Here is a 22,305-nt window from a genome sequence, read left to right as displayed (position 1 = left end):
GTGGGCCGGTTGTCAGGGCCCCGCCTGGCCCGGCTCCTCGTCGGCGGCCGCGGCGAGGATGGCGACGAAGCGGTCGCACCAGGCCGCCACCGTCGCCCGCTCGAACAGGTCCGTGGAGTACTCCACGACGCCCCGCAGGCCGCCCTCGTGCGGGGTGAGGATCGTGGCGTAGTCGCGGCGCGCGCAGGCCAGCCCCTGGTCGGTGGCGCGCGCCACGATCCCCGGCAGCCGCACGTCCGGCATGCCCGGATTCCAGCCGAACAGCATCGTGGCGACCGGTGGCGGCATGCCGACCCGCCAGCCCGGGTCGAGGGCCGCGTACACCTCGGCCAGGGGCGCCGGCTGGTGCCGGATCGCGTCGAGGAACGCCTGGGCCGTGCCGGCCACCAGCTCCGGAAGGGACGCCGCGCGGTCCAGCGGTGGCCGCAGCAGCAGCGGGCTGGTGAACAGGCCCACGACCGACTCGTCCTCGCGGTTGTCGCGGTGGGCGTACGGGCAGGCGAGCAGCACGTCACCGACGCCGGTGCGTTCGCGCAGGAGCAGCGCGTACCCGCTGGCCAGGACGGGGAACAGGGTCGTGCCGCAGCGCTCGGCGAGGCCGGTCAGGCGGTCGGTCAGCTCGCCCGGGACGTCGAAGGTGAACTCGCTGCCCCGACCGGAGAGCCGCGCCGGCCGAGGGCGGTCCGTCGGAAGCGACAGCGTGCGGGGCGCCCCGGCGAGCTGGTCCCGCCAGTACCGCAGGACGGCCGGCGAGACGGCGGCCGCCCGCTGCCGGCGCGCGTAGTCGACGTAGCGTGCCGTGGGCGCGGCGGGAACCGCACCCGGGCCGACCTCGGCGGCGTAGCCCCTGCCCAGCTCGTCGAGCAGCTGGAGCATCGACCAGCCGTCACCGCACAGGTGGTGCACCACGAACATCAACACCCAGGCGTCGTCGCCCAGCCGCGCCAGGCGGGCCCGTAGCCACCGTCCCGTGTCGTCCGGGAAGGGCTCGCGGCCGGTCCGCACACACCACCGCTCGACCTCGTCGGCGGCGAGGTCGCGCACCGGCAGCCTCCCCGGCCGCGCCGCGAGCACCTCCTGGACCAGCTCACCGTTCCGTTGCACCAGGCGGGTGCGCAGCGCCTCGTGCCGGGCGACCAGGCCGTCGACCGCCCGTTCCAGGGCCGGCACGTCGAGCCGACCGGTGAGCGTCACCCGTACCGCCATGTGCGCGGCCGACGGGTCGGGTGCCTGCCGCTGGCGGTGCCACATCAGTTCCTGCTGGTGGGTCGCGGGCGCCCGGTCCACGACGTCGCCCGGGGCCGGGTCGCGGTCCACGATCTCCGCCCCGCCGTCCACGGTCAGGTCCCGCGCCATCGCCCGGATGCCCGGGCTGCGCAGCACCCCGTCCGTGCCGACCCGCACGTCCAGCAGGTCGGTGAGCCGGTTCGCCAGCCGCACCGCCGCCAGGGAGTGACCGCCCGCGGCGAGGAAGGGGACGTCCACGGGCAGCCGGGCGACCCCGAGCTCGGCGCACCAGGCATCGTGCACGAGCTGCTCCAGGGCCGTACGAGGCCGGTCGTCGCCACCGGTCACGGCGGGTGCCGGCAGCCGGGACCGGTCCACCTTGCCGTTGTCCGTGGTGGGCAGGGCGTCCAGCAGCACCCAGGCCCGGGGCACGAGGTGTGCGGGGAGCCGCTCGGCCAGCCCGGCGGCAAGTCGGTCGGCGCGGGTCGCCGCCGGTCCCCCGTCGTCGTCCGCCACGACGTACGCGGCGAGGTACGGCTCGTCGCCCCGGTCGTGCCGGGCGACGACGGTGGCCTGGCGCACCCCGGGCAGCAGCGCCAGCTGCGCGGCGGACTCGCCGGGCTCGGTCCGCTGTCCGCCGATCTTGACCTGGTCGTCCACCCGGCCGACGAACTCGAGGGTCCCGTCGCCACGTTCCCGGACCAGGTCCCCGGTGCGGTAGACCCGCGCCCCGGGCAGACCGGGGTCGGGCAGGAAGGCGGCGGCGGTCGCCGCGGGCCGGTCGAGGTAGCCCCGGGCCACGCCGGCCCCACCCACGTACAGCTCCCCGACCGCCCCCCGTGGCACCGGCAGGCCCGAGTCGTCCAGCAGGTACAGGCGACGGTTGTCGACCGGGACGCCGATGTCGACCGGCCCCGGGTCCCCCGCCCGCACCGGGCCCGCCGTGGTGACGATGCTGCTCTCGGTCGGACCGTAGGCGTTGATCACCTCGGCCGGGAAGCCGGCGGGCGGTCGACGCCGGAGCTGGCTGCCGCCCACGACGAGGGTGCGTGGGGCGCGGGCCGGCAGCGGAAGGGCGAAGACCAGTTCGGCGAGCGGCGCCGACAGGAACGCCACCGTGACGCCCCCGCGGGACCACTCCTCGACGAGCGCCGCGGGGTCGGCCCGCGCCTTCTCCGGTACGAGATGCACGGTGGCGCCGGCGGCGAGCGCCGGATATATCTCGGCGAGGTTCGCGTCGAAGCCGAGTCCGAGCGCGTGGCCGACGGTGTCGGCCTCGGTGAGGGCGAGGGCCCGCACGTGCCAACCGACGGTGTCCACGGCGGCCCGGTGCGGCACCAGGACGCCCTTCGGCCGCCCGGTCGAGCCGGACGTGTGCACGCACCAGGCCACCTGCTCCGCCGCCGGCACCCGGTCCGGAGCCGGCAGGTGCGGGTCACCGGGATCCTCCACCCGCAGGCAGACCGCGTCCGTCGGCGGCTCCACGTCCCTCGTGGTGACCAGCAGCCGGGCGCCACTGTCGGCGAAGAGGGCGGCCACCCGCGCGGCGGGCAGCCGTGGGTCGAGGGGGAGGAAGCCGGCGCCGGCGATCAGCACGGCGAGCTGGGCGGCGATCAGCTCCGGTCGGCGCGGCAGGAGCACCGCGACGAGGTCGTCGGGCACGACGCCCGCCGCGGCGATCCGGCGGGCGAGCAGGTCGGCCCGCTCCCGCAGTTCGCGGTACGTCCACCGGGTCGTCCCGCACACCACCGCGACGGCGTCCGGGGTACGGGCCGCCTGCCGCAGGAACAGCTCGTGCAGCCGGGCGTCGCCGACGGGCGTTCGCGGCCCGTGCAGGCGATCGGCGGAGTCGTCCAGGTACGCCGCCAGAGCGGACAGCGGCTCGTCGGGCTCCCGGGTCGCCCGGTCGAGCAGCCGTTCGACGTAGTCCAGCAACCGCCGTACGGTCGCCCGGTCGAACACGTCGGTGCGGTACTCGACGTGGCAGCGCACGGTGTCGCCGTGCGACAGGTGGACGACCAGGTCGACCGGGGCCTTGTCCAGGCCCACCGGGATCGGCTCGGCGGTGACTCCCGGCAGGTCGAACAGGAACGCCGGGGCGCCGCGCTCGTACTCCACGACCACGTCGAAGAGCGGGTGGCGACCGGCCTCCCGGTTCGGGGCGAGCGCGCGGACGAGGTCGTCGAACTCGACATCCGCGTGCTCGTACGCCTCCGTCGAGCGGTACTGGATCCGGGCGAGCAGCTCCCGGAAGGTGGGGTCACCGGCGAGGTCCAGCCGCAGCGGCACGGTGTCGACGAAGAACCCGATCAGACCTTCGGAATCCTGGTCGCGACCGCTCATGCCGGTGCCGAGCACCAGGTCCGGTTGGCCGCTGAGCCGGAACAGGGCCACCCCGATCGCGCTGAGCAGGGTGGTGAACGGGGTGACCCGCTCGGCGAGCGCGAGCCGCCGGATCCGTTCGGTCAACTCCACCGGGAGTTCCGCGAGGAGGCTCTCACCGGCGGCCGAGACGGTGGCCGGCCGCTGCCGGTCCGAGGGCAGGACGAGGGTGGGCGGCAGCGGGTCGAGCAGGTCGAGCCAGTACGCCAGGCTCCTGCCCGCCCCCTCCCGGTCCGACCGGGCAGCCGCCCGGGCCAGTTCCGGGTAGGTGACCGGTAGCGGGGGCAGCGCGGCCGTCGTGCCGGTCGCACGGGCCCGGTAGCACGCACCGACCTCGCGGGTCAGGATCGCGTGCGAGCCGCCGTCGGTGGCCAGGTGGTGGAACGACATCACCAGCACGTGGTGTGTCGGGGAGAAGCGCAGCAGCTCGCAGGCGAAGACCGGTCCCTCGACGAGGTCGAACACCCGCGCGCTCTCCCGGGCCATCGCCGCCCGCACCACGGCGTCCTCGTCGGCGCCGGAGTGGTCCCGCACGGGGAGGTCCACCGTCGTCGTCGGCCGGACGACCTGGCAGGGTTGCCCGTCGACCTCGCGGTAGGTCGTCCGCAGTGGCGCGTGCCGGTCCACGACGTCCTGCAACGCCCCGCGCAGCAAGCCCGGGTCGAGCGCGCCGCACAGCCGCACGGCCGCTCCCTCCGTGTAGGCGGGGGTGCCCGGGTACGCCTGCTCGATGAGCCAGAGCCGCCGCTGGCCGGGCGTCAGCGGCGCGGTCTCGACGGCCGTCGGCGCGCCGCTCCCGACGACCCCCGGCGCCGCCAGCCCGACGGCGGCCGGCACCGCAGCCGGGGCCGGTCGGCGGGGCGTGGCCCGCCGCAGCGCGTCGATGACCGGCAGTCCGTCCCGCACGGCCCGCGCGGGCAGACCGAAGTCGACGAAGCAGGCGATCTCGTCGGCGCCGGCGTCGAGGACCGCGTCGAGCACCGGCCGGCAGCTCTCCGGCGAGCCGATCAGGGCTCGCTGCTCGCAGTACCGCTGGTAGGCGCGGGACAGCACGAACCGGAGGTCCTCGTCGGGGGTGTCGGCGAGGTCGACGTTCATGCCCAGGCTGTCGACCACCTGCCCGAGCAGGCTCAACGAGGAGCGCAGGTAGGCGCAGAACGGCTCGAACGCCACGGCGCGCGCCTGCTCGGCGTCGTCGCCCAGGTAGGTGTGCAGCAGCACGACCACCCGCCCCGCGGCGGGGTCGAGGCCGTGTTCGGCCCGGGCACGCCGGTACAGCGCGACGTTCTCGGCCAGCCTGGCGACGTCCTGGGTCATCAGGTTGGTGACCACCCCGAGGCCGTGGCGGGCCGCCTCCCGGTAGCTGTCCGGGTTGCCGACGATCGCCGTGAAGGCCGGCGGTTCCGCCTGCACCGGACGGGGGAACAGGCGGACGTCGACGTCCTCCCCGCTGCCCGACCGCGCGGTGATCGCCTCACCGCGCCAGAGCCGCCGTACGGTGTCGAGGTTGTCGTACATCACCTGCTTGTGGCGGCGGTAGTTCTCCGGGTAGAAGACGAAGTCGTTGGCGTGCCAGCCGGGTGCGCACCCGAGCCCGACCCGGCCCCCGGAGAGGTTGTCCACCATGGACCACTCCTCGGCGACCCGGACGGGGTGGTGCAGGGGCAGCACCACCGAGCCGGCGTTGAGGCGCAGCCGGCGGGTCCGGGTCGCGAGGGCTGCGGCGAGCACCGACGGGTTGGGAAAGAGCCCGCCGAAGGAGTGGAAGTGCCGCTCGGGCAACCACACGGCGTGGAAGTCGTGGGTGTCGGCGAACTCGGCGGCCTCGATGATGGTCCCGTAGGCGTCGTCCCGGGCCTGGTCGGGGTAGTCGCCGAAGAAGTAGAGGCTGAAGTCGACGGTGTCCGACGTGCCGGCGGCCGACGTGGCCGGCGCCGGCCGCGTCGGCGGCTCGGGGGCGGGGGCCGCACCGCCGTCGCCGGCGCTGGTGCTCGTCCCACCGCCGCCGCCGAGGAGGGCGAGCTGCTCGCGCATCAGGTCCAGTTGGCGGTGCACGATCGTGACGAGGTCGGCCGACACGTCCCGGGGCGCGCCGACCGGACCGGGCGGCACCGCCGACGCGGCGGGCACGGGAGCCGACGCGGCGGGCACGGGAGCCGACGCGGCGGGCCGGCCGGTGGGCGGGGCCGGCGGAGGCGGCACGCCGACCGGGGCGCCGCGGGTCACCACCTCGGCGAGCCGGCGGGGAGTGTCGACGGTGGCGAACAGGTCCCGGACCGGAACCCGCACCCCGAACGCGCGGTCGATCTCCCGGGACATGGTGATCAGGAGCAGCGAGTCGGCACCGAGGCCGAGGAAGGTCTGGTCCGGCTCGACCTCACCCACGTGCAGTCCCAGCCGCTCGGCCGTCAGCGCCCGGATGCGGGCGAGCACGTGATCGGCTCCGGCGTCGTGCCCGACTGGCTGCCGGGGCGGTTCCGGCTCGACGGCCACCGGCGAGCCGGCCACCCCGGACGCGGCGGCCACCCCGGGCGCGACGGGCGCGACGGCCTCCCCGGGCGCGGAGACCCAGAATCGCCGGCGCTGGAACGGATAGGCCGGCAGTGGCACCGCCCGGCCGCCGCAGCCGGCGGTGAGCGCGGCCCAGTCGACCGGGAACCCCGCCACGTACAGCTCGGCGACGGCTCGCCACAACCCGTCGACCGGTGGGGTGTCACGACGCTGCGACGGCACCCACCGCAGGTGGGATCCCGTGGCGCGGGCGATGCCGGTCAGCGTCCCGTCCGCGCCCGCCTCGACGACCGATCGCACGCCCTGCTCGCCGAGGGTGGCCACGGCGGCGCTCCAGGCGACCGGCTCGCGCGCCTGCCGGCACAGGTGGTCGGCGTCCGGCAGCCAGCCGGGCGGGCGTACCCGCCCGTCCAGGGTGCTGATCAGGGGCAGGCGGACGGGGGCGAACTCCACCTCCCCGATCACCCGGCGGAGCCGGTCCAGGACCGCGTCCACCCCGGTCGAGTGGAACGCCCGGTCGACCGGGAGCGGGCGGGTCGCCACGCCCCGCTGGCCGGCTGCCCGGGCGACCGCCGCCAGGGCCTCGGGGGAGCCCGCGAGCACGTGGTGTTCCGCCCCGTTGCGGGCGGCGATCTCCGCCGCCGACCCGCGCAGCAGGTCACCGACCGTCGCCTCGTCCGCCAGCACCGCGAGCATCGCGCCGGGTGGCAGCGCGTCCCGCATGAGGATGCCCCGGTGGGTGGCCAGCCCGACCGCGTCGGCCAGGCTCAGCGCACCGGCCACGACCAGGGCTGCATACTCCCCCACGCTGTGCCCCAGGACGACGTCCGGCGTCAGCCCCCACGACCGCCACAGCTCGGCGAACGCCACGGCGGTGACCACCAGCGCCGGCTGGGCGACGTCCGTCGGGAGCCCCCTGTCGCCGGGACGCTCCCGCAGCCGGGCGACGAGGTCGCCACCGGTCGCCCGGCGGTACGCGTCGGCCCCCTCGTCCAGCACGTCCCGGGCGACCGGGAACCGGTCGGCGAGCTGGAGGACGACGCAGCGGCGGTCGCCCTGCCCGGGAAAGGCCAGCGCGACCGGAGTGCCGTCCCCGGGCTCCGTCCGGCCGGCCAGCACGTCGCCCGCCGCGCCCGTCGCGACGTACCGGTCGAGGCCCTCGGCCAGCGCGGCGGCGGAGGCGCCGAGCGCGACCAGGCGGTGCCGGAAATGGCGTCTGCGCCGACCGGCGCTGGTGACCAGGTCGGCCACGGACAGCCCGGGATCCTTCCGGAGCAGGTCGCGGTGGCGGACGGCCAGCTCCGCCAGCGCCGCCGGGTCGGCCGCCGACAGCGGCAGCAGTGCCGGCGCGGGGTTAGCCGGCGGCCCGTCCGACCGACGTGGATCCGCCTGGGGCGGCTCCTCGACGATCACGTGGGCGTTGGTGCCGCCCACCCCCAGCGCGCTGACCGCCGCCCGGCGCGGCCGGAGGTCCGCCGGCCAGTGGGTGGCACGGGTGGTCACCGTGAAGGGGCCGGCGGCGAGGTCGATCGCCGGGTTCGGCCGGACGAAGTTGATCTGCGGGGCGACCCGGCCGGAACGCACGGTCAGGATCGCCTTGACCAGGCCGGCCATGCCCGCGCAGCTGTCCAGGTGACCGATGTTCGCCTTGACCGAGCCGAGGAACGGCCGGCCGCCGGCGTACACCTCGGCGAGGGCGTGGTGCTCCACCGGATCGCCCAGGGCGGTGCCCGTGCCGTGCGCCTCGACGTACCCGACCGACTCCGCGGGGATCCGCGCGGCGGCCAGCGCCCGCCGGGCGACGTCGACCTGGCCGGCCACCCCGGGCGCGGTGAAGCCCACCTTGCCGGCGCCGTCGTTGTTCACGGCCGAACCGATGATCACCGCGTGTACGGGATCCCCGTCGGCGAGGGCCCGGTCGAGCGGCTTCAGCACCACGGCGGCGACCCCGTTGCCGCCGACCGTTCCGTCGGCGTCGACGTCGAAGGGCCGGCACCGACCGCTCGCCGACAGGATCGATCCCGGGGTGTGCCGGTAGCCCGTCACCTGCGGCACGTGCACGGCCACCGCGCCGGCGACAGCCTGGTCGGCCTCGCCGTCGAGCAGCGCCCGCACCGCCAGGTGCACCGCCACGAGCGAGGTCGAGCAGGCGTTCTGCACGTTGATCGCCGGTCCCGTCAGTCCCAGCCGGTACGCCACCCGGGTGGCCAGGAAGTCCGGCTGGTTGCCCAGCGCGACGCCGATGGAGTCGGCCGGATCGTCGGATCCGGCCCGGTGCCGAAGCTGGCGGAGGTAGGTGTGGTGCGGGTAGAGGTTCATTCCGCTGCCGGCGTAGAGGCCGGTCCGCAGGCCCTGCCCGTCACCCGGGTGCCCGGCGTCCTCCAACGCCTGGTGACAGGTCTCCAGGAACAGCCGGTGCTGCGGGTCGAGCAGTTCCGCCTCCCGGGCGCTGATCGAGAAGAAGCCCGCGTCGAAGGCGGCGATGTCGTCGTCGAGGACGCCGCTGGCCGCCACGAAGTCGGGGGCGTCCACGGCGTCCCGCGGGGTTCCGGCCGCGACGAGTTCGTCCGGCGTGAAGACCCGGACGCTCTCCACTCCGGCGGTCAGGTTCGCCCAGTACTCGTCGACCGTGCGCGCTCCCGGAAACCGGACCGCCATGCCGATCACCGCGATGCGTCGGTCCCGTGCCGGTCCGCCGGCGGACTCCGCCGCCGGCGTGGCCGCCGGGGCGGCGAGGTGCGCGCTGAGCGCGTCGACCGTCGGGTGGGCGAAGAGCACCGGTTGCGGGATCCGGCGGTCCAGCGCCCGCTCCAGGCGGGCCCGGAGCCGGACGATCTCGACCGAGCCGATGCCGAGTTCGTAGAACGGACGCGCCGGGTCGACCTGGCCACCGGTCAGGTCACCGACGATGCCGGTCAGCAGGGCGCGGAGCTCCGCCCGGCCCGGCCCGGCCGCGCGCGCCTCGGGGGCCGCCCGCCGCCCGTCCTCTTCCCGCTGCGGCGACCGGTCGGCCGGGCAGCGCCGGACCAGCTCCGCGCGCCGGATCTTCCCGCCGGTGGTACGCGGGAACTGCTCCGCGGCGAGCGACAGCACCCGCGCGGGCACGACCTGCCAGCGTCGGGCCACCGCCGCCCGCACCGCCTCGGCCACCCCGGTCCGGGGCGCGTCGGCGTCGTCGTCGGGCACGTAGAAGATCACCAGCGACTCGGTGCCGGTGCGGGGCTCGGGTACGCCCACGGCGGCCACCAGGCCGCGCCGTACCCCGTCCACCTCCCCCGCCACCTGCTCGACCTCGTGGCAGGGCAGGTTGTGCCCGTTGAGGATGATCATGTCCTTCGCCCGGCCGGTGATGGCGATCCGGCCGTCCCGCATGAAGGCAAGGTCGCCGGTCTCCAGCCAGCCGTCGCCGTCCGGGAAGGCCAGGCGGGTCGCCTCCGGGTCGGCGAGGTACCCGGGCGTGACCCGCGCCGACGAGACCTGGAGCCGGCCGATGCGGCCCTCGGGAAGCACCGCCCCGGCGGCGTCGACGATCCGCAGGGTGGCGCCGGGTGCGGGCCGCCCGACGGAGAGGAACTCGGTGACGTCGGCCGGGTCGTCGTCCTCGGCGTACTCCAGGTCGCCGCCCAGGCTCGCCGTACGGACCCGGAGGCGGGTGCCGGGCTCGGCGAACGAGGCGAAGGTGATCCCCGTGCAGGTCTCCGACATGCCCCAGGCCGGCGTCATCGCCTCCGCCGGCACCCCGGTGGCGGCGACGAACGCCTCGAAGGTCTCCGGCAGGCACTGCTCGCCGCCGCTGACCATGCGGCGCACCCCGCCGAGGTCCCACCGTCGGCCGGGGGCCCGGGCGACCGCGTCGGCCACCAGCCGCAGGCCGAAGTTCGGTGCCCAGCTGTGCGTGACCCGGTGCCGCCGCATCAGCTCCAGCCACCGCAGCGGGTCGTCGAGCACCCGCTCGGTGGCGACGTGCACGGACGTGGTGCCGAGGAAGACGCCGCCGAGATGGTAGAGCAGCAGGCCGGCGACGTGGTCCAGCGGCAGCCAGTTGAGCAGGACGTCCCGCGGGCCGATGTCGAGCATCGTCCGGGCGCCCACGGCGTACTCCGAGAGCCCCCGGTGGGTCAGCGGGATCACCTTCGGCCGGCCGGTGCTGCCCGAGGAGAGTTGCAGCAGCGCCACCGACTCCGGATCGGTGACCGTCACGACATCCACCACCTCCGGGTCGGGTGCGGAAGCGGCGGAAAGGTCGGAAGCGGCCGGCGCGGTCAGCTCCGGCACCGCGACCACCCGGTCGCGCAGCGGCAGCCGGGCCAGCGCGTCGAGGTCCTCCGGCCCGGCCAGCACCACGGGCTCCCCCAGCGTCCGCCAGGCGTGCACGAGGGCGGCGGCGGTGGGGTTGTCCGCGTCGTACCCGGTGGGCGCGCCGACGGTGAGCGGCACGATCCCGCCGAGGACGCAGCCGAAGAAGGTCGACCAGTACCGCTCGCCCGAGGTGATCCGCAGAATGACGGGGGAGCCCCACCCCAGGCCGTGGGCCCGCAGACCGGTCAGCGCCGCGCGCGCCCTGGCGAGCAGTTGCCCGTGGTCGACGAACTCCTCGCGCCCGTCGGCATCCACGATCCGGATGCCCGTGCGCGGATGGTGCCGGGCGGCCCACAGCAGTGCCTCGTCCAGGGTGCGGGGATGGCCGACGGGGCCGGGCAGGTCCCCGCCGTGGCTGACGGCGGCGGGGCGACCGGCGGACGGCACGGACTTCACGGGGCCACCTCGGCTTCTTTCGTGAGCTGTCGGTGCGGGCGATGCGCCGACGAACGGGCGTGGGAGACGAGGAAGGCGACGGCGGCGGCGAACGCCAGGCCGTGCGCCAGTGCGACCACCGGCAGCGGCGACAGCCGTTCGAGCGCGAAGGCGCTGACGATCATGCCGATGCCGAACCCCGCGTTCTGCGCGGCGCTGGCCAGGCCGAAGAGTTGCGGCAGACGGGAGGATCCGACGGTCTGCAACCGGGTGGTGTAGCTGATCTCGGCGTAGCCGTCCGCCATGCCGGCGGCCAGCGCCAGCACGACCACCGCCCAGATCGGGGGCCCCGCGAAGGCGAGCACGAACAGCAGCGACATCGCGCAGGTGGCGACGCCGAAGGCCCTCGGCGATCCCGGGCGGGAGGCTCCGGCGGCCCGCCGGGCGCACCACCGGCCGGCGGCGAGACTGCCGACCGCCCAGGGCGTGGTGAACAGGGCGGCGAACGCGGCGGGGGCGTCGGGCCAGGCCAGGTTCGCGTACACCGGAAGTCCCACGTTGTGCGAGGCGGACCCGAACGCGTCGGCGGACCGCACCGCGATCATGGCCAGGATCACGGGGGCGATCGAGGGCAGGAGGCGACGGAGCCCCGACCCGCGGTGAGAGCCCCCGGCGGGCCGCCCGGGGGCGCGGCTGCCCACCACGCGCCAGGCGCGCACCGCGGACAGCAGCAGTGCGGAGAGGGCGAACGATGTCGCGTCGAGCAGGAACGCGGCGTGGTAGCCGAACAGGGTCACGAGGATTCCCGCGCTGCCGAAGCCCAGCAGCATGGCCACCGAGCGGGCCGCCACCAGGTTCGCGTTGGCCCGGGCCAGGTCGTCCGGGCCGACCAGCTCGGGCAACCCGCTGCGCAGCGCGACCATCCACAGCGTCTGGCTCCCGCCGATGACCACGGCCAGCGCGAACAGCACCGCCGGTCGGGCGGCGGAGGGCGCCGCGACCAGCAGCACCAGCGCACCCGCCGCCAGCAGGTCGCCGCCGATCATGAGCCTGGCCCGCGGATACCGGCCGACCAGCATGCCGGCGACCGGTCCGGTCAGGACGCCGGCGCCCAGGCGGACGGCCATGAAGATCCCGGTGGACACGGCGGAGCCCGTGATCTCCAGCGCGAACAGCCCCAGCGCCACCATGTTCAGGAAGCTGCCGTACGTGGAGACGGCGTGCGCGGCGACGACGAGACGAAGCGGACGTGCCGAAGGACCCCCTGTTGATCGCACCTGTCGAGATCCGCCCCGGTCATGATCGTGTGTGGAGCGCCGATCATGCCACCGCACGTGGAGGCATCTCAATACGTCGAAGGACCGCGGCGGGCGGAGGGCCGACCCCGGCCTTGCCGGCCGGACGGGCGTGTGGTTGGTTTCGGGGCGGGCCAGATCAGCAGCACAGCGAGGAGACGCGCGTGGACGACCCGGTTCTCGTCGAGCGGGACGGTCCCGTGGAAACGTGGACGCTCAACCTGCCGGAGGCCCGCAACCCCATCTCCGGCGACGACGTGGTCGACGCGCTGGTCGCCCTAGTCGACGCGGTCAACGCCGACCGGACGGTCCGGGCGGTCATCCTGACCGGCGCCGGCAGCGCCTTCTCGGCCGGCGGCAACGTCAAGGACATGGCGGACCGGGTCGGTCTCTTCGGCGGCGCCCCGCACGAGCTGCGCGACGGCTACCGCCGCGGCATCCAGCGGATCCCCCGCGCGATGTACGCGTGCGACGTACCGCTGATCGCGGCGGTGAACGGGGCGGCGGTGGGCGCCGGCTGCGACCTGGCGCTCATGTGCGACCTGCGGATCGCCTCGGAGCGGGCGTTCTTCGCGGAGAGCTTCGTCAAGCTCGGCATCATCCCCGGCGACGGCGGCGCCTGGCTGCTCCCCCGCGCCGTCGGCGCCGCCCGGGCCGCCGAGATGGCGCTGACCGGGGACCGGGTCGACGCGGCGACCGCCCTCGAGTGGGGGCTGGTCTCCCGGGTCGTGCCGCACGAGGAGCTGCTCACCGAGGCGCGCCGGCTGGCCGACCGGGTGGCGGCGAACCCTCCGCACGCCGTACGGATGGCCAAGAAGCTGCTGCGCGAGGCCCAGCACCAGAGCCTCGACAGCATCCTGGAGCTCTCCGCCGCGATGCAGGCGCTGGCGCACCAGACCCGGGACCACGACGAGGCGGTCCGGGCCTTCCTCGATCGGCGCGAACCGCACTTCACCGGGGAGTGAGCGGGCCGCCCGGGCGGTGACGACCCCGCCGCCGGAGCTGGCCGTCCGCCGGCCGCGTCGCGTGCGGCGGCCCGCCGCCGGGGCCCGGGAGCCGCGTCGCTCCCGGGCCGGTCGACCGCCGACGGCTCAGCGCTGGACGCGCGCGCCGGCGCCCCGGACGAGCGCCTCGACCTCGCGGAGGCTGGCCATCGAGGTGTCGCCGGGCGTGGTCATCGCCAGGGCGCCGTGCGCCGCGCCGTACTCGACGGCCGTGGCCAGGTCACCCTTCTCCAGCAGGCCGTAGATCAGGCCGGAGGCGAAGCTGTCGCCGCCGCCGACCCGGTCCATGATCTCCAGGCCGGGCCGGTGGGTCGCCTCGGCGAACCGCCCGTCGGCCCAGGCGATCGCGCCCCAGTCGTTGACGGTGGCGGTGCGCACGGTACGCAGGGTGGTGGCGACGACCTTGAAGTTGTCGTACTCCCTGGTGGCCGCCTCGATCATCCGCTTGAAGTTGGCCACCTCCAGCTCAGCCAGCGAGGCGTCGGTGTCGGGCACCTCGAAGCCCAGCGAGGCGGTGAAGTCCTCCTCGTTGCCGATCATCACGTCGACGTAGCGGGCCAGCCGGCGGTTGACCTCCCGCGCCCGTTCCTGCCCGCCGACCGCCTTCCAGAGGCTGGGCCGGTAGTTCAGGTCGTACGACACGACGGTGCCGTGCCGGGCGGCGGCGGCCATCGCCGCCTCCATCGTCTCCGGGGTGGTCTCGGACAGGGCGGCGTAGATGCCGCCGGTGTGCAGCCACCGCACCCCCAGCGTGCCGAACAGGTGGTCCCAGTCCACCTGGTCGGCCCGGAGCTGGCTGGCGGCGCTGTGGCCGCGGTCGGAGGTGCCGACGGCGCCCCGGACGCCGAAGCCGCGCTCGGTGAAGTTGAGGCCGTTGCGGACGGCGCGGCCGACCCCGTCGTAGGGCAGCCAGGTCACCAGTGAGGTGTCCACCCCACCCTGGAGCACGAGGTCCTCCAGCAACCGGCCCACCTCGTTGTCGGCGAACGCGGTGACCACGGCGGTCCGCAGCCCGAAGCAGCGGCGCAGGCCGCGGGCCACGTTGTACTCGCCGCCGCCCTCCCAGGCGCGGAAGGTGCGGGCCGTGCGCACCCGGCCCTCGCCCGGGTCGAGCCGCAGCATGATCTCGCCCAGGGAGACCAGGTCGTAGCGGCACTCGCCGGCCGGACGGATCGACAGCATGGCTCAGGCCTCCGCGCTGGGTCGGGCGGCCTCGACGGCCGCGGCGGTGCGGGTGGCGACCTCGTCCCAACGCCCGGCGGCGATCAGGTCCGGGGCCACCATCCAGGTGCCGCCGACCGCCAGCACGGCGGGCAGGGCGAGGTAGTCGGAGAGGTTGCCGGTGTTGACCCCGCCGGTCGGGATGAACCGCACCGAGCGGTACGGCGCGGCGAGCGCCTTGATCATCCCGACGCCGCCGAGCTGCTCGGCGGGGAAGAACTTGACCGTGTCGAGCCCGGCGTCGAGGGCCATCTGGATCTCGGTGCCGGTGGCGACGCCGGGGAAGACGGGCACGCCCAGCTCCTGACAGCGCCGCACGACCGCCGGGGAGAACCCGGGGGTGACGACGAACCGGGCGCCCGCCTCGACGGCCCGGTCGACCTGGGCCGGGGTCAGCACGGTGCCGGCGCCGACGAGCAGGTCGGGTCGCTCGGACATGACGCGGATCGCGTCGGCCGCGGCGTCGGTGCGGAAGGTCACCTCGGCCGAGGGCAGCCCGCCCCGGACGAGCGCGTCGGCCAACGGGGCGGCGTCGCGGGCGGCGTCCAGCACGACGACCGGCAGGATCCGGGCCGCACCGACGGCCGCGACGACCGCATTCTTCTGTTCATCATTCTGTACGCCAGTCACATATGTGACCCTAGCGCCGTCGACCGGGCTGTCAACCCCGCTACAGTGGCGGTCATGACGCTGCCCGGCGGGTTCCAACCGGTGAAGTCCTCCACGCGGACGCTGGAGGTGCTCGAGGCGCTGGCCGCCTCGCCGCAGCGGCGTTCCCTGGTCGACCTGGCCCGGGCGCTGGACATCCCGAAGAGCAGCCTGCACGGCATCCTGCGCACCATGGCCCAGCGCGGCTGGGTGGAGAGCGATCCGACCGGCACCCGGTTCGGGCTCGGGGTGCGCGCGCTCCAGGTCGGTGCCGCGTACCTCACCAGCGACGACACCGTGGGCCTGCTCGGCGGGGTGCTCGACGACCTGTCCCGGCAGTTCGGCGAGACCGTCCACCTCGGACGACTGGACGGCGCCCACATCGTCTACCTCGCCAAGCGCGAGTCGGTGCACCCGCTGCGGCTCTACAGCGCGATCGGCCGGCAGCTGCCGGCCCACGCCACGGCGCTGGGCAAGGCGCTGCTCGCCGAGCGCCCGGACGACGCGCTCGACGGGCTGCTGAGCTGGCCGCTGCCCGCGCTCACCCCGCACACCGTGACCGACCCCGACGCGCTGCGCGCCGAGCTCGCCGCCGTCCGGGCACAGGGGTACGCGGTGGACCGCGAGGAGAACACCGAGGGCATCGTCTGCTTCGCGACGGCCGTGCCCCTGGCGGCCCCGGCGACCGACGCGATCAGCCTGTCGGTGCCGGTGGCCCGGCTGGGCGCCGCCGGCGAGGACCGGATCGTGGCCGCCCTCCGCCGGGCCGTCGACCAGGTCCAGGCGGCGCGCGGCCTGCTCTCCACCGCCTGATCCGGCGCGCTCCGGCGCTCCCGCCGCCCGCCGGCGGTCCCCGGGCGCCCGGGGCCGCTCCGGCACGCCGGCCGTCGCCCAGGGCGACGACCGGGCCACCACTGGCAACCTTCTTGACAGATGTGTCAGGACATCGACAAACTTCTTTCAGAGAGCGCTCTCTGATCCCGTCTGCCGCCCTCGCCCCATCCGGGAGGATCCCTTGTCTCGAAGACTGCGCGTGCTCGGTCCCGTCGCCGCCGCCCTCCTGCTCGTCACCCTGACCCCCACGGCAGGCCAGGCGAGCGACACTCCCCCCGCCGCCCCGGCCCTCGACGCGGCGGCCACGGCCGGCCCCGGCCCCGCCCTGGTCGAGGCGATGCGCCGGGACCTCGGGCTCACCCCCGCGCAGGTCGACGAACGCCTGCGCACCGAGGCGGCGGCGCCGGTGGTCGAGCGGCGCCTGCGCGCGAAGCTCGGCCCGGCGTTCGCCGGCGCGTGGATCCCGTCCGGCGGGCAGCGGCTCACCGTCGCGGTCACGGATGCGGCGCTCGCCCCGGCCGTCCGCGCCGAGGGCGCCGACGTCGCGGTCGTCGCCCGCAGCGAGCGCGCCCTCGACGCGGTCAAGCGCGCCCTCGACCGGCGCACCGCCGCCGCCGACCCCCGCGACGTGCACGGCTGGCACGTCGACGTCGCCCGCAACAGCGTGGTCGTGACGGCTCGGGCGGGCGCCGCCGACAAGGCGATCGCGTACGCCAAGGCCAGCGGCGTGCCCGCGGACGCGATCGCGGTGGTCACGGCCACCGACGCGCCCCGGCCGCTCTACGACATCCGCGGCGGCGACCAGTACGTGATCAACGGCAACACCCTCTGCTCCGTCGGCTTCGCGGTCGTCGGCGGCTTCGTCACAGCGGGCCACTGCGGAGGCGTCGGCAGCCCGACCCTCGGCTTCAACAACGTCTCGCAGGGCACGTTCGCCGGGTCGTCGTTCCCCGGCAACGACTACGGCTGGGTCCGCACCAACGGCTCCTGGACGCCGCAGCCCTGGGTGAACAACTACGCCGGGGGCAACGTGGCGGTCGCCGGCTCGCAGGACGCGGCGATCGGCAGCTCGGTCTGCCGCTCCGGGCGTACGACCGGCTGGCGCTGCGGGACCATCCTCGGCCGCAACGAGACCGTCAACTACCCGCAGGGCGCGGTGTCGGGCCTGACCCGCAGCAACGCCTGCGCCGAGGGCGGCGACTCCGGCGGGGCCTGGATCTCCGGCAACCAGGCCCAGGGCGTCACCTCCGGCGGTTCCGGCAACTGCTCCACGGGCGGCACGACCTGGTTCCAGCCGGTCAACGAGATCCTCGGCGTCTACGGGCTGTCCCTGGTGACCACCGGTGGCGGCGGCGGGAGCCGGCTGATCAGCAACTGGAACAACCGCTGCATCGACGTGCCGAACTCCAACTTCTCCGACGGCGTTCCCCTGCAGACCTGGACCTGCAACGGCACCGCCGCGCAGTCGTGGACCTTCACCGGCGGCACGCTGCGTACCCAGAACAACATGTGCATGGACGTGGCCTGGGGATCCACCGCCAACGGCGCGACCATCCAGATCGCCAACTGCAGCGGCAACCCGGCCCAGCAGTTCGTCCTCTCGGCGGCCGGCGACCTGGTCAACCCGCAGGCGAACAAGTGCGTCGACATCAAGGAGTGGAACGACTCGGACGGCGCCCGCCTGCACCTGTGGGACTGCGTCGGCGGCGCCAACCAGAAGTGGCGTCGCGGCTGAGCCGACATCCGTCCGCCGTCGCGCCCGCATAGAGCGGCCGATCGACGCCGCGAGACACGCAACGGCACAGATGCCAAGGAGGTCCTACATGTTCAGAGTCCGTACCCGCCGCCGGCCGTGGGCGCTCGCCCTCGCCGCGACCGCGATCATCGCTGCCACGACGGCCCTCTCCGTGCCGGTCCACCCCGAACCGGCGCAGGCCGCCATCGGGGGAATCACCTGGCAGGACGAGTTCAACGCCCCCGCCGGCACGCCCGTCGACCAGAGCAGGTGGCGCTTCGACATCGGCGGCGGCGGCTGGGGCAACAACGAGCGGCAGTACTACACCAACAGCACGAGCAACGCCGCGCACGACGGCCAGGGCAACCTGGTGATCACCGCTCGCCGGGAGAACCCCGCCAACTACCAGTGCCACTACGGCCGGTGCGAGTACACCTCGGCCCGGCTGCTCACGGCCGCGACGTTCACCCAGGCGTACGGCCGCTTCGAGGCCCGCATCAAGATCCCCCGCGGCCAGGGGATCTGGCCGGCGTTCTGGATGCTCGGCAACGACATGAACAGCGTGGGCTGGCCGAACGCGGGCGAGATCGACATCATGGAGAACATCGGCCGGGAGCCGAACACCGTCTACGGCACCATCCACGGCCCGGGCTACTCGGGCGGCGGCGGCATCACCGGCAGCCGCACCATCGGCCAGCCGCTCGCCGACGGTTTCCACACCTACCGGGTGGACTGGGAACCGAACTCCATCATCTGGTACCTGGACGGCGTCGAGTACCACCGGGTCGACCCGGGACGGCTGGGCGGCAACCGCTGGGTGTTCGACCACCCCTTCTTCATGATCCTCAACGTGGCGGTGGGCGGGAACTGGCCGGGCTACCCCGACGCCACCACGCAGTTCCCGCAGCAGATGCTCGTGGACTACGTGCGGGTCTCGGGCTACACCTCGGGCGGTAACCCGCCGCCGGGCACCACCGCGATCCGGGGCGCGCTCAGTGGCCGCTGCATCGACATCCCGAGTGCGAACCCGGTCGACGGGGCCAAGCTCCAGATCTGGGACTGCAACGGCACCGTCGCGCAGGCCTGGACGTTCGCCGCCGACGGCACGATCCGGGCGATGGGCAAGTGCATGGACCCGGCCTGGGCCGGCACGGCGAACGGCACCGAGGTCAACCTCGTCACCTGCAACGGCAACCCGGCGCAACGCTTCACGCTCAACGCCGCCGGTGACCTGGTCAACCTCAGCGCGAACCGCTGCGTCGACGTACGGGACCGCAACACCGGCAACGGGGGCAAGCTCCAGTTGTGGGACTGCACCGGTGACGCCAACCAGAAGTGGTCGCGCGCCTGACCGGACAGCCTCCCGTGGGCGTCTCGTGGGCCCACCCGCTCGACGGCCGCCGGCCGGGGCACACCGCCCCGACCGGCGGCCGTCCCGGTCGGACGGCCGCCGCCGGTGGCGGTCCCGGCTCCCGGTGGACGACGACGGCCGGCGGCGCCGCGCGTCGCCCGGCAACTTGCGTCGGGCGCAAACTCCGCACGTCAGGAGATGCCCGCCGTTTGGCCGCGGTGTGACGATCCGGTGGTCCTTGGCGTACGCGATCAGGAGGCCGCCGCCGTGAGTTCCGGTTTGTCGATCGTGCTCTTTCCCGTCGCCCTGGGCATCGTCATGCTCGGCCTGGGGCTCACCCTGACCGTCGACGACTTCCGTCGCGTCGTCGCCTACCCCCGGGCCGTGGTCGTCTCCCTGGTCTGCCAGATGCTGATCCTGCCGGCCATCTGTCTGGGCCTGGTCCTCGTCGCCGGCCTGCGCCCGGAGCTGGCCGTCGGGATGATGCTGCTCGCCGCCTCCCCCGGCGGCAGCACTGCCAGCCTCTACAGCCACCTGTTCAAGGGCAACGTGGCGCTCAACGTCACCCTGACCGCCATCAACTCGGTGCTCGCCCTGTTCACGCTGCCGCTGATCGTCAACCTCTCCGTCGCCGCGTTCATGGGCTCGGACAGCTCCATCGGCCTGCAGTTCGACAAGGTGGTCCAGGTGTTCGCCCTGGTGCTCGTCCCGATCGTGGTCGGCATGGCCGTCCGCCGGCGCCGGCCCGAGTTCGCCGGGCGCATGCAGCGGCCGGTGAAGATCCTCTCCATCGTCGTCCTCGTCGTGGTGATCACCGGCGCGTTGCTCGGCATCAAGGACGAGCTCGCCGCCACCATCGGCGCGGTCGGTCTCGTCGTGCTGCTGTTCAACCTGATCAGCCTGGCGATCGGGTACGCGGCGCCACGCCTGCTGCGCGTCGGGCACCGCGAGTCCGTCGCGTCGTCGTTCGAGGTCGGCGTCCACAACGCCACCCTGGCCATCACGATCGGACTCAGCCCGGCCCTGCTGAACAACAACGACATCGCCATGCCGTCGGTCATCTACGGCACCCTGATGTTCTTCACCGCCGCCGCCTTCGGCTTCGTCGCCGCGCGCCGTGGCAGCGCCGCGACCGAGCCCACGCGACAGTCGCCCACCCCGGTGTGAGCGGCGCGCCGGGCGGTGGCGGACGCCGCCCCGGGTGAGCGGGCACCGGCCGGAATCCGGGCCATCTTCCCTGCCCCGGGGGATGGACCGGCGCGCCGCCGACGGTGACCATTGGTAGTTGGCCGGATGCTCTGGGTGTGACGGGCGGCGGGGACGACTCCCTGCCGCCCGCCGGCCCGCGGCCCGGCCGCGACCACGTCACCGCGCAGCGAGGAGACCGCCCGTGACCGGAGCCGGCACCCGAACCGAACGCGACACCACCTCGCCACCGCCCGCACCGGCACGGGCGGAGTCGGTCCTGCCGGAGCTGCGCACGATGTGGTGGGAGACAGGAGTGCGGGCGCGGGCGGAGGCGGGCCTGTTCGCCGTCTTCGCCGAGCTGCCCCGGCTGGTCTGGACGGCGGTGCGGATCAGCTGGCGGGCCGACCGGCTCCGGACCTCGGTGGTGGCCGCCGCGACGCTCGGCGGCGGGGCGATGGCCGCGTTCGGGCTGCTGGCCACCCAGCGGGTGCTCGTGGAGCTGTTCGCCGGGGGCCCGACCGCGGACAAGGTGGTCGCCGCGCTGCCCGCGCTCGCCGTGCTGGCGGGGGCGACCGCGCTGCGCGCCGGCATGGGCATCGCCACCGGGTACGCGCAGAACGGGCTCAGCCCGCGGGTGAGCCGGGAGGTGGAGCGCGGCCTGTTCGAGGTGTCCACGGCGGTACGCCTGGAGGCGTTCGACGCCGACGCGTTCGCCGACGACATGGAGCGCGCCTCCCGGGGCACCGAGTCGACGATCGCGCTGGTGGAGTCGTCGATGAACCTGCTCGCCGGGCTGGCCGGCCTGCTCGCCGTGGCGGTCGCCGTCGTCGTCATCCACCCGCTGCTGCTGCTGGCGCTGCTGGTCGCGACGCTGCCCAAGGCCTGGGCCTCGCTGCGGGCCGGGCACCTGCGGTACCGGACCTACACGGCCGGCTCGGTGCGGCGACGGCGGCTGTGGCTGCTGCACCGGCTGATGGCCGAGCGTGACTCGGCGCCGGAGCTGCGCTCCTACGGGCTGCGCCGGTTCCTGCTGGACCAGTACGACCGGGTGATGGCGGTGGAGACCGACATCGAGCTCGCCCTCGCCCGCCGGGTCACCACGACCACCACGGTCGGGGCGGTCGTCGGAGGAGTCGCCACCGGCGTGGTCTACCTCCTGCTCGGGCTGCTGCTCATCGACGGTCAGATCCCGCTCGCGGCGGCGGCGACCTGCGTGGTCGCGGTGCAGTCCGCGCAACGCTCGCTGGCCGTCGCCACCTTCCAGGTCGACCGCGTCTACACCGAGGGCCAGCACTTCAGCGACTACACCGGGTTCATGACCCGCGCCGCCGCCTACCTGCCCGACCCGGCCACCGACCTCGCGGGCGCCGCACCCGGCCCCCTGCGCGAGCTGACCGTGCGGGAGGTCAGCCTGCGCTACCCCGACCGGGACACCCCCGCCGTCGACCGCGTGACGCTGACGATCACGGCGGGGCAGACCGTGGCCTTCGTGGGCGAGAACGGCTCGGGCAAGACCACCCTGGCCGCGATGATCGCCACCCTGCGCGCACCCACCGAGGGCGTCATCCGCTGGAACGGGCGGCCCCTGCCCGAGTGGGACCTCGACGGGCTGCGGGCCCGCATCGCCGTGGTGACGCAGGAATACCACAAGTGGCCGTTCACCGCCGCCACGAACATCGCCGTCGGCGACGTCGAGAGCGAGGCCCGCCAGGACCGGATCGAGGCCGCCGCCGCCCGTGCCGTCGCGCACGACATGATCCGGGACCTGCCCCACGGGTACGAGACGCTGCTCGACCGGACGTTCGCCAACGGCCAGGACCTCTCCGGCGGCCAGTGGCAGCGGATCACCGCCGCCCGCGGCTTCCTCCGCGACGCCGAACTGCTGGTCATGGACGAACCGTCCTCCGCCCTCGACCCGCGCGCCGAGGACGCCCTGTTCCAGGCCATCCGGGACCGGCAGGGTCGGGTGACCACCATCCTCATCACCCACCGGCTGGCCAACGTCCGGCACGCCGACCGGATCTTCGTCCTGCACGACGGCGCGCTGGTCGAGGCCGGCAGTCACGCCGAACTCGTCGCCGCCGGCGGCCGGTACGCCGAGCTGTTCGCCCTCCAGGCCGCCGGCTACGACGGCACCCACGGCGACCACGCCGGCGCGCCACGGCAGCGCTGACC

The 22,305-nt window shown here is 74.8% G+C and carries 10 protein-coding genes; 6 read left to right on the top strand and 4 right to left on the bottom strand.

Features of this window, described 5'->3' with window-relative positions; all coding sequences use genetic code 11:
- Positions 1–12: 12 nt before the first annotated feature.
- Both ACSNN9_RS02145 and ACSNN9_RS02140 read right to left on the bottom strand, forming a co-directional pair.
- Entirely contained in the window at positions 13–10,875 is a 10,863-nt protein-coding gene (locus ACSNN9_RS02145) for a MupA/Atu3671 family FMN-dependent luciferase-like monooxygenase (RefSeq protein WP_436670923.1), read from the bottom strand.
- Positions 10,872–12,131 carry an MFS transporter gene (locus ACSNN9_RS02140; protein ID WP_436670922.1) on the bottom strand — a complete coding sequence of 420 codons (1,260 nt, stop codon included), beginning with the start codon at positions 12,129–12,131 and terminating at the stop codon, positions 10,872–10,874. The genes ACSNN9_RS02145 and ACSNN9_RS02140 overlap by 4 nt, the downstream gene beginning before the upstream one ends.
- A gap of 182 nt (positions 12,132–12,313) precedes the next feature.
- Between ACSNN9_RS02140 and ACSNN9_RS02135 the strand changes: the two genes are divergently transcribed.
- Positions 12,314–13,114, top strand: coding sequence for a crotonase/enoyl-CoA hydratase family protein (locus ACSNN9_RS02135; protein WP_436670921.1), 801 nt, complete (start codon positions 12,314–12,316; stop codon positions 13,112–13,114).
- 126 nt (positions 13,115–13,240) lie between these two features.
- Here ACSNN9_RS02135 and ACSNN9_RS02130 read toward each other — a convergent pair whose 3' ends face one another.
- Both ACSNN9_RS02130 and eda read right to left on the bottom strand, forming a co-directional pair.
- A complete protein-coding gene (locus ACSNN9_RS02130) occupies positions 13,241–14,335 on the bottom strand; it encodes a sugar kinase (protein ID WP_436670920.1) in 1,095 nt (364 codons plus the stop codon).
- A gap of 3 nt (positions 14,336–14,338) precedes the next feature.
- The gene (eda, locus tag ACSNN9_RS02125) at positions 14,339–15,004 is read right to left on the bottom strand and encodes a bifunctional 4-hydroxy-2-oxoglutarate aldolase/2-dehydro-3-deoxy-phosphogluconate aldolase (RefSeq protein WP_436670919.1); all 666 of its coding nucleotides are present in this window, start codon (positions 15,002–15,004) and stop codon (positions 14,339–14,341) included.
- Between the two features lie 54 nt (positions 15,005–15,058).
- Here eda and ACSNN9_RS02120 point away from each other — a divergent pair, with 54 nt between their 5' ends.
- From ACSNN9_RS02120 to ACSNN9_RS02100, 5 genes are all read left to right on the top strand, one after another.
- Complete coding sequence (locus ACSNN9_RS02120; protein ID WP_436670918.1) at positions 15,059–15,835, top strand: IclR family transcriptional regulator; 777 nt, start codon at positions 15,059–15,061, stop codon at positions 15,833–15,835.
- A gap of 202 nt (positions 15,836–16,037) precedes the next feature.
- On the top strand, positions 16,038–17,591 hold the full coding sequence (locus ACSNN9_RS02115) for a ricin-type beta-trefoil lectin domain protein (RefSeq protein ID WP_436670917.1): 1,554 nt from the start codon (positions 16,038–16,040) through the stop codon (positions 17,589–17,591).
- Between the two features lie 88 nt (positions 17,592–17,679).
- Positions 17,680–18,942, top strand: coding sequence for a family 16 glycosylhydrolase (locus ACSNN9_RS02110; RefSeq protein WP_436670916.1), 1,263 nt, complete (start codon positions 17,680–17,682; stop codon positions 18,940–18,942).
- 267 nt (positions 18,943–19,209) lie between these two features.
- Positions 19,210–20,109 (top strand): bile acid:sodium symporter family protein, encoded by a 900-nt coding sequence (locus ACSNN9_RS02105; RefSeq protein WP_436670915.1) that lies wholly within the window; start codon positions 19,210–19,212, stop codon positions 20,107–20,109.
- A gap of 316 nt (positions 20,110–20,425) precedes the next feature.
- The gene (locus ACSNN9_RS02100) at positions 20,426–22,303 is read left to right on the top strand and encodes an ATP-binding cassette domain-containing protein (RefSeq protein WP_436670951.1); all 1,878 of its coding nucleotides are present in this window, start codon (positions 20,426–20,428) and stop codon (positions 22,301–22,303) included.
- Positions 22,304–22,305 lie beyond the last annotated feature (2 nt).

The sequence above is a fragment of the Micromonospora sp. URMC 107 genome (assembly GCF_051386315.1).
In the GTDB taxonomy this organism is placed as follows: Bacteria; Actinomycetota; Actinomycetes; order Mycobacteriales; family Micromonosporaceae; genus Micromonospora.
The sequence above is the reverse complement of the archived record's forward strand: the minus strand, read 5'-3'. Positions and strand labels throughout refer to the sequence as shown.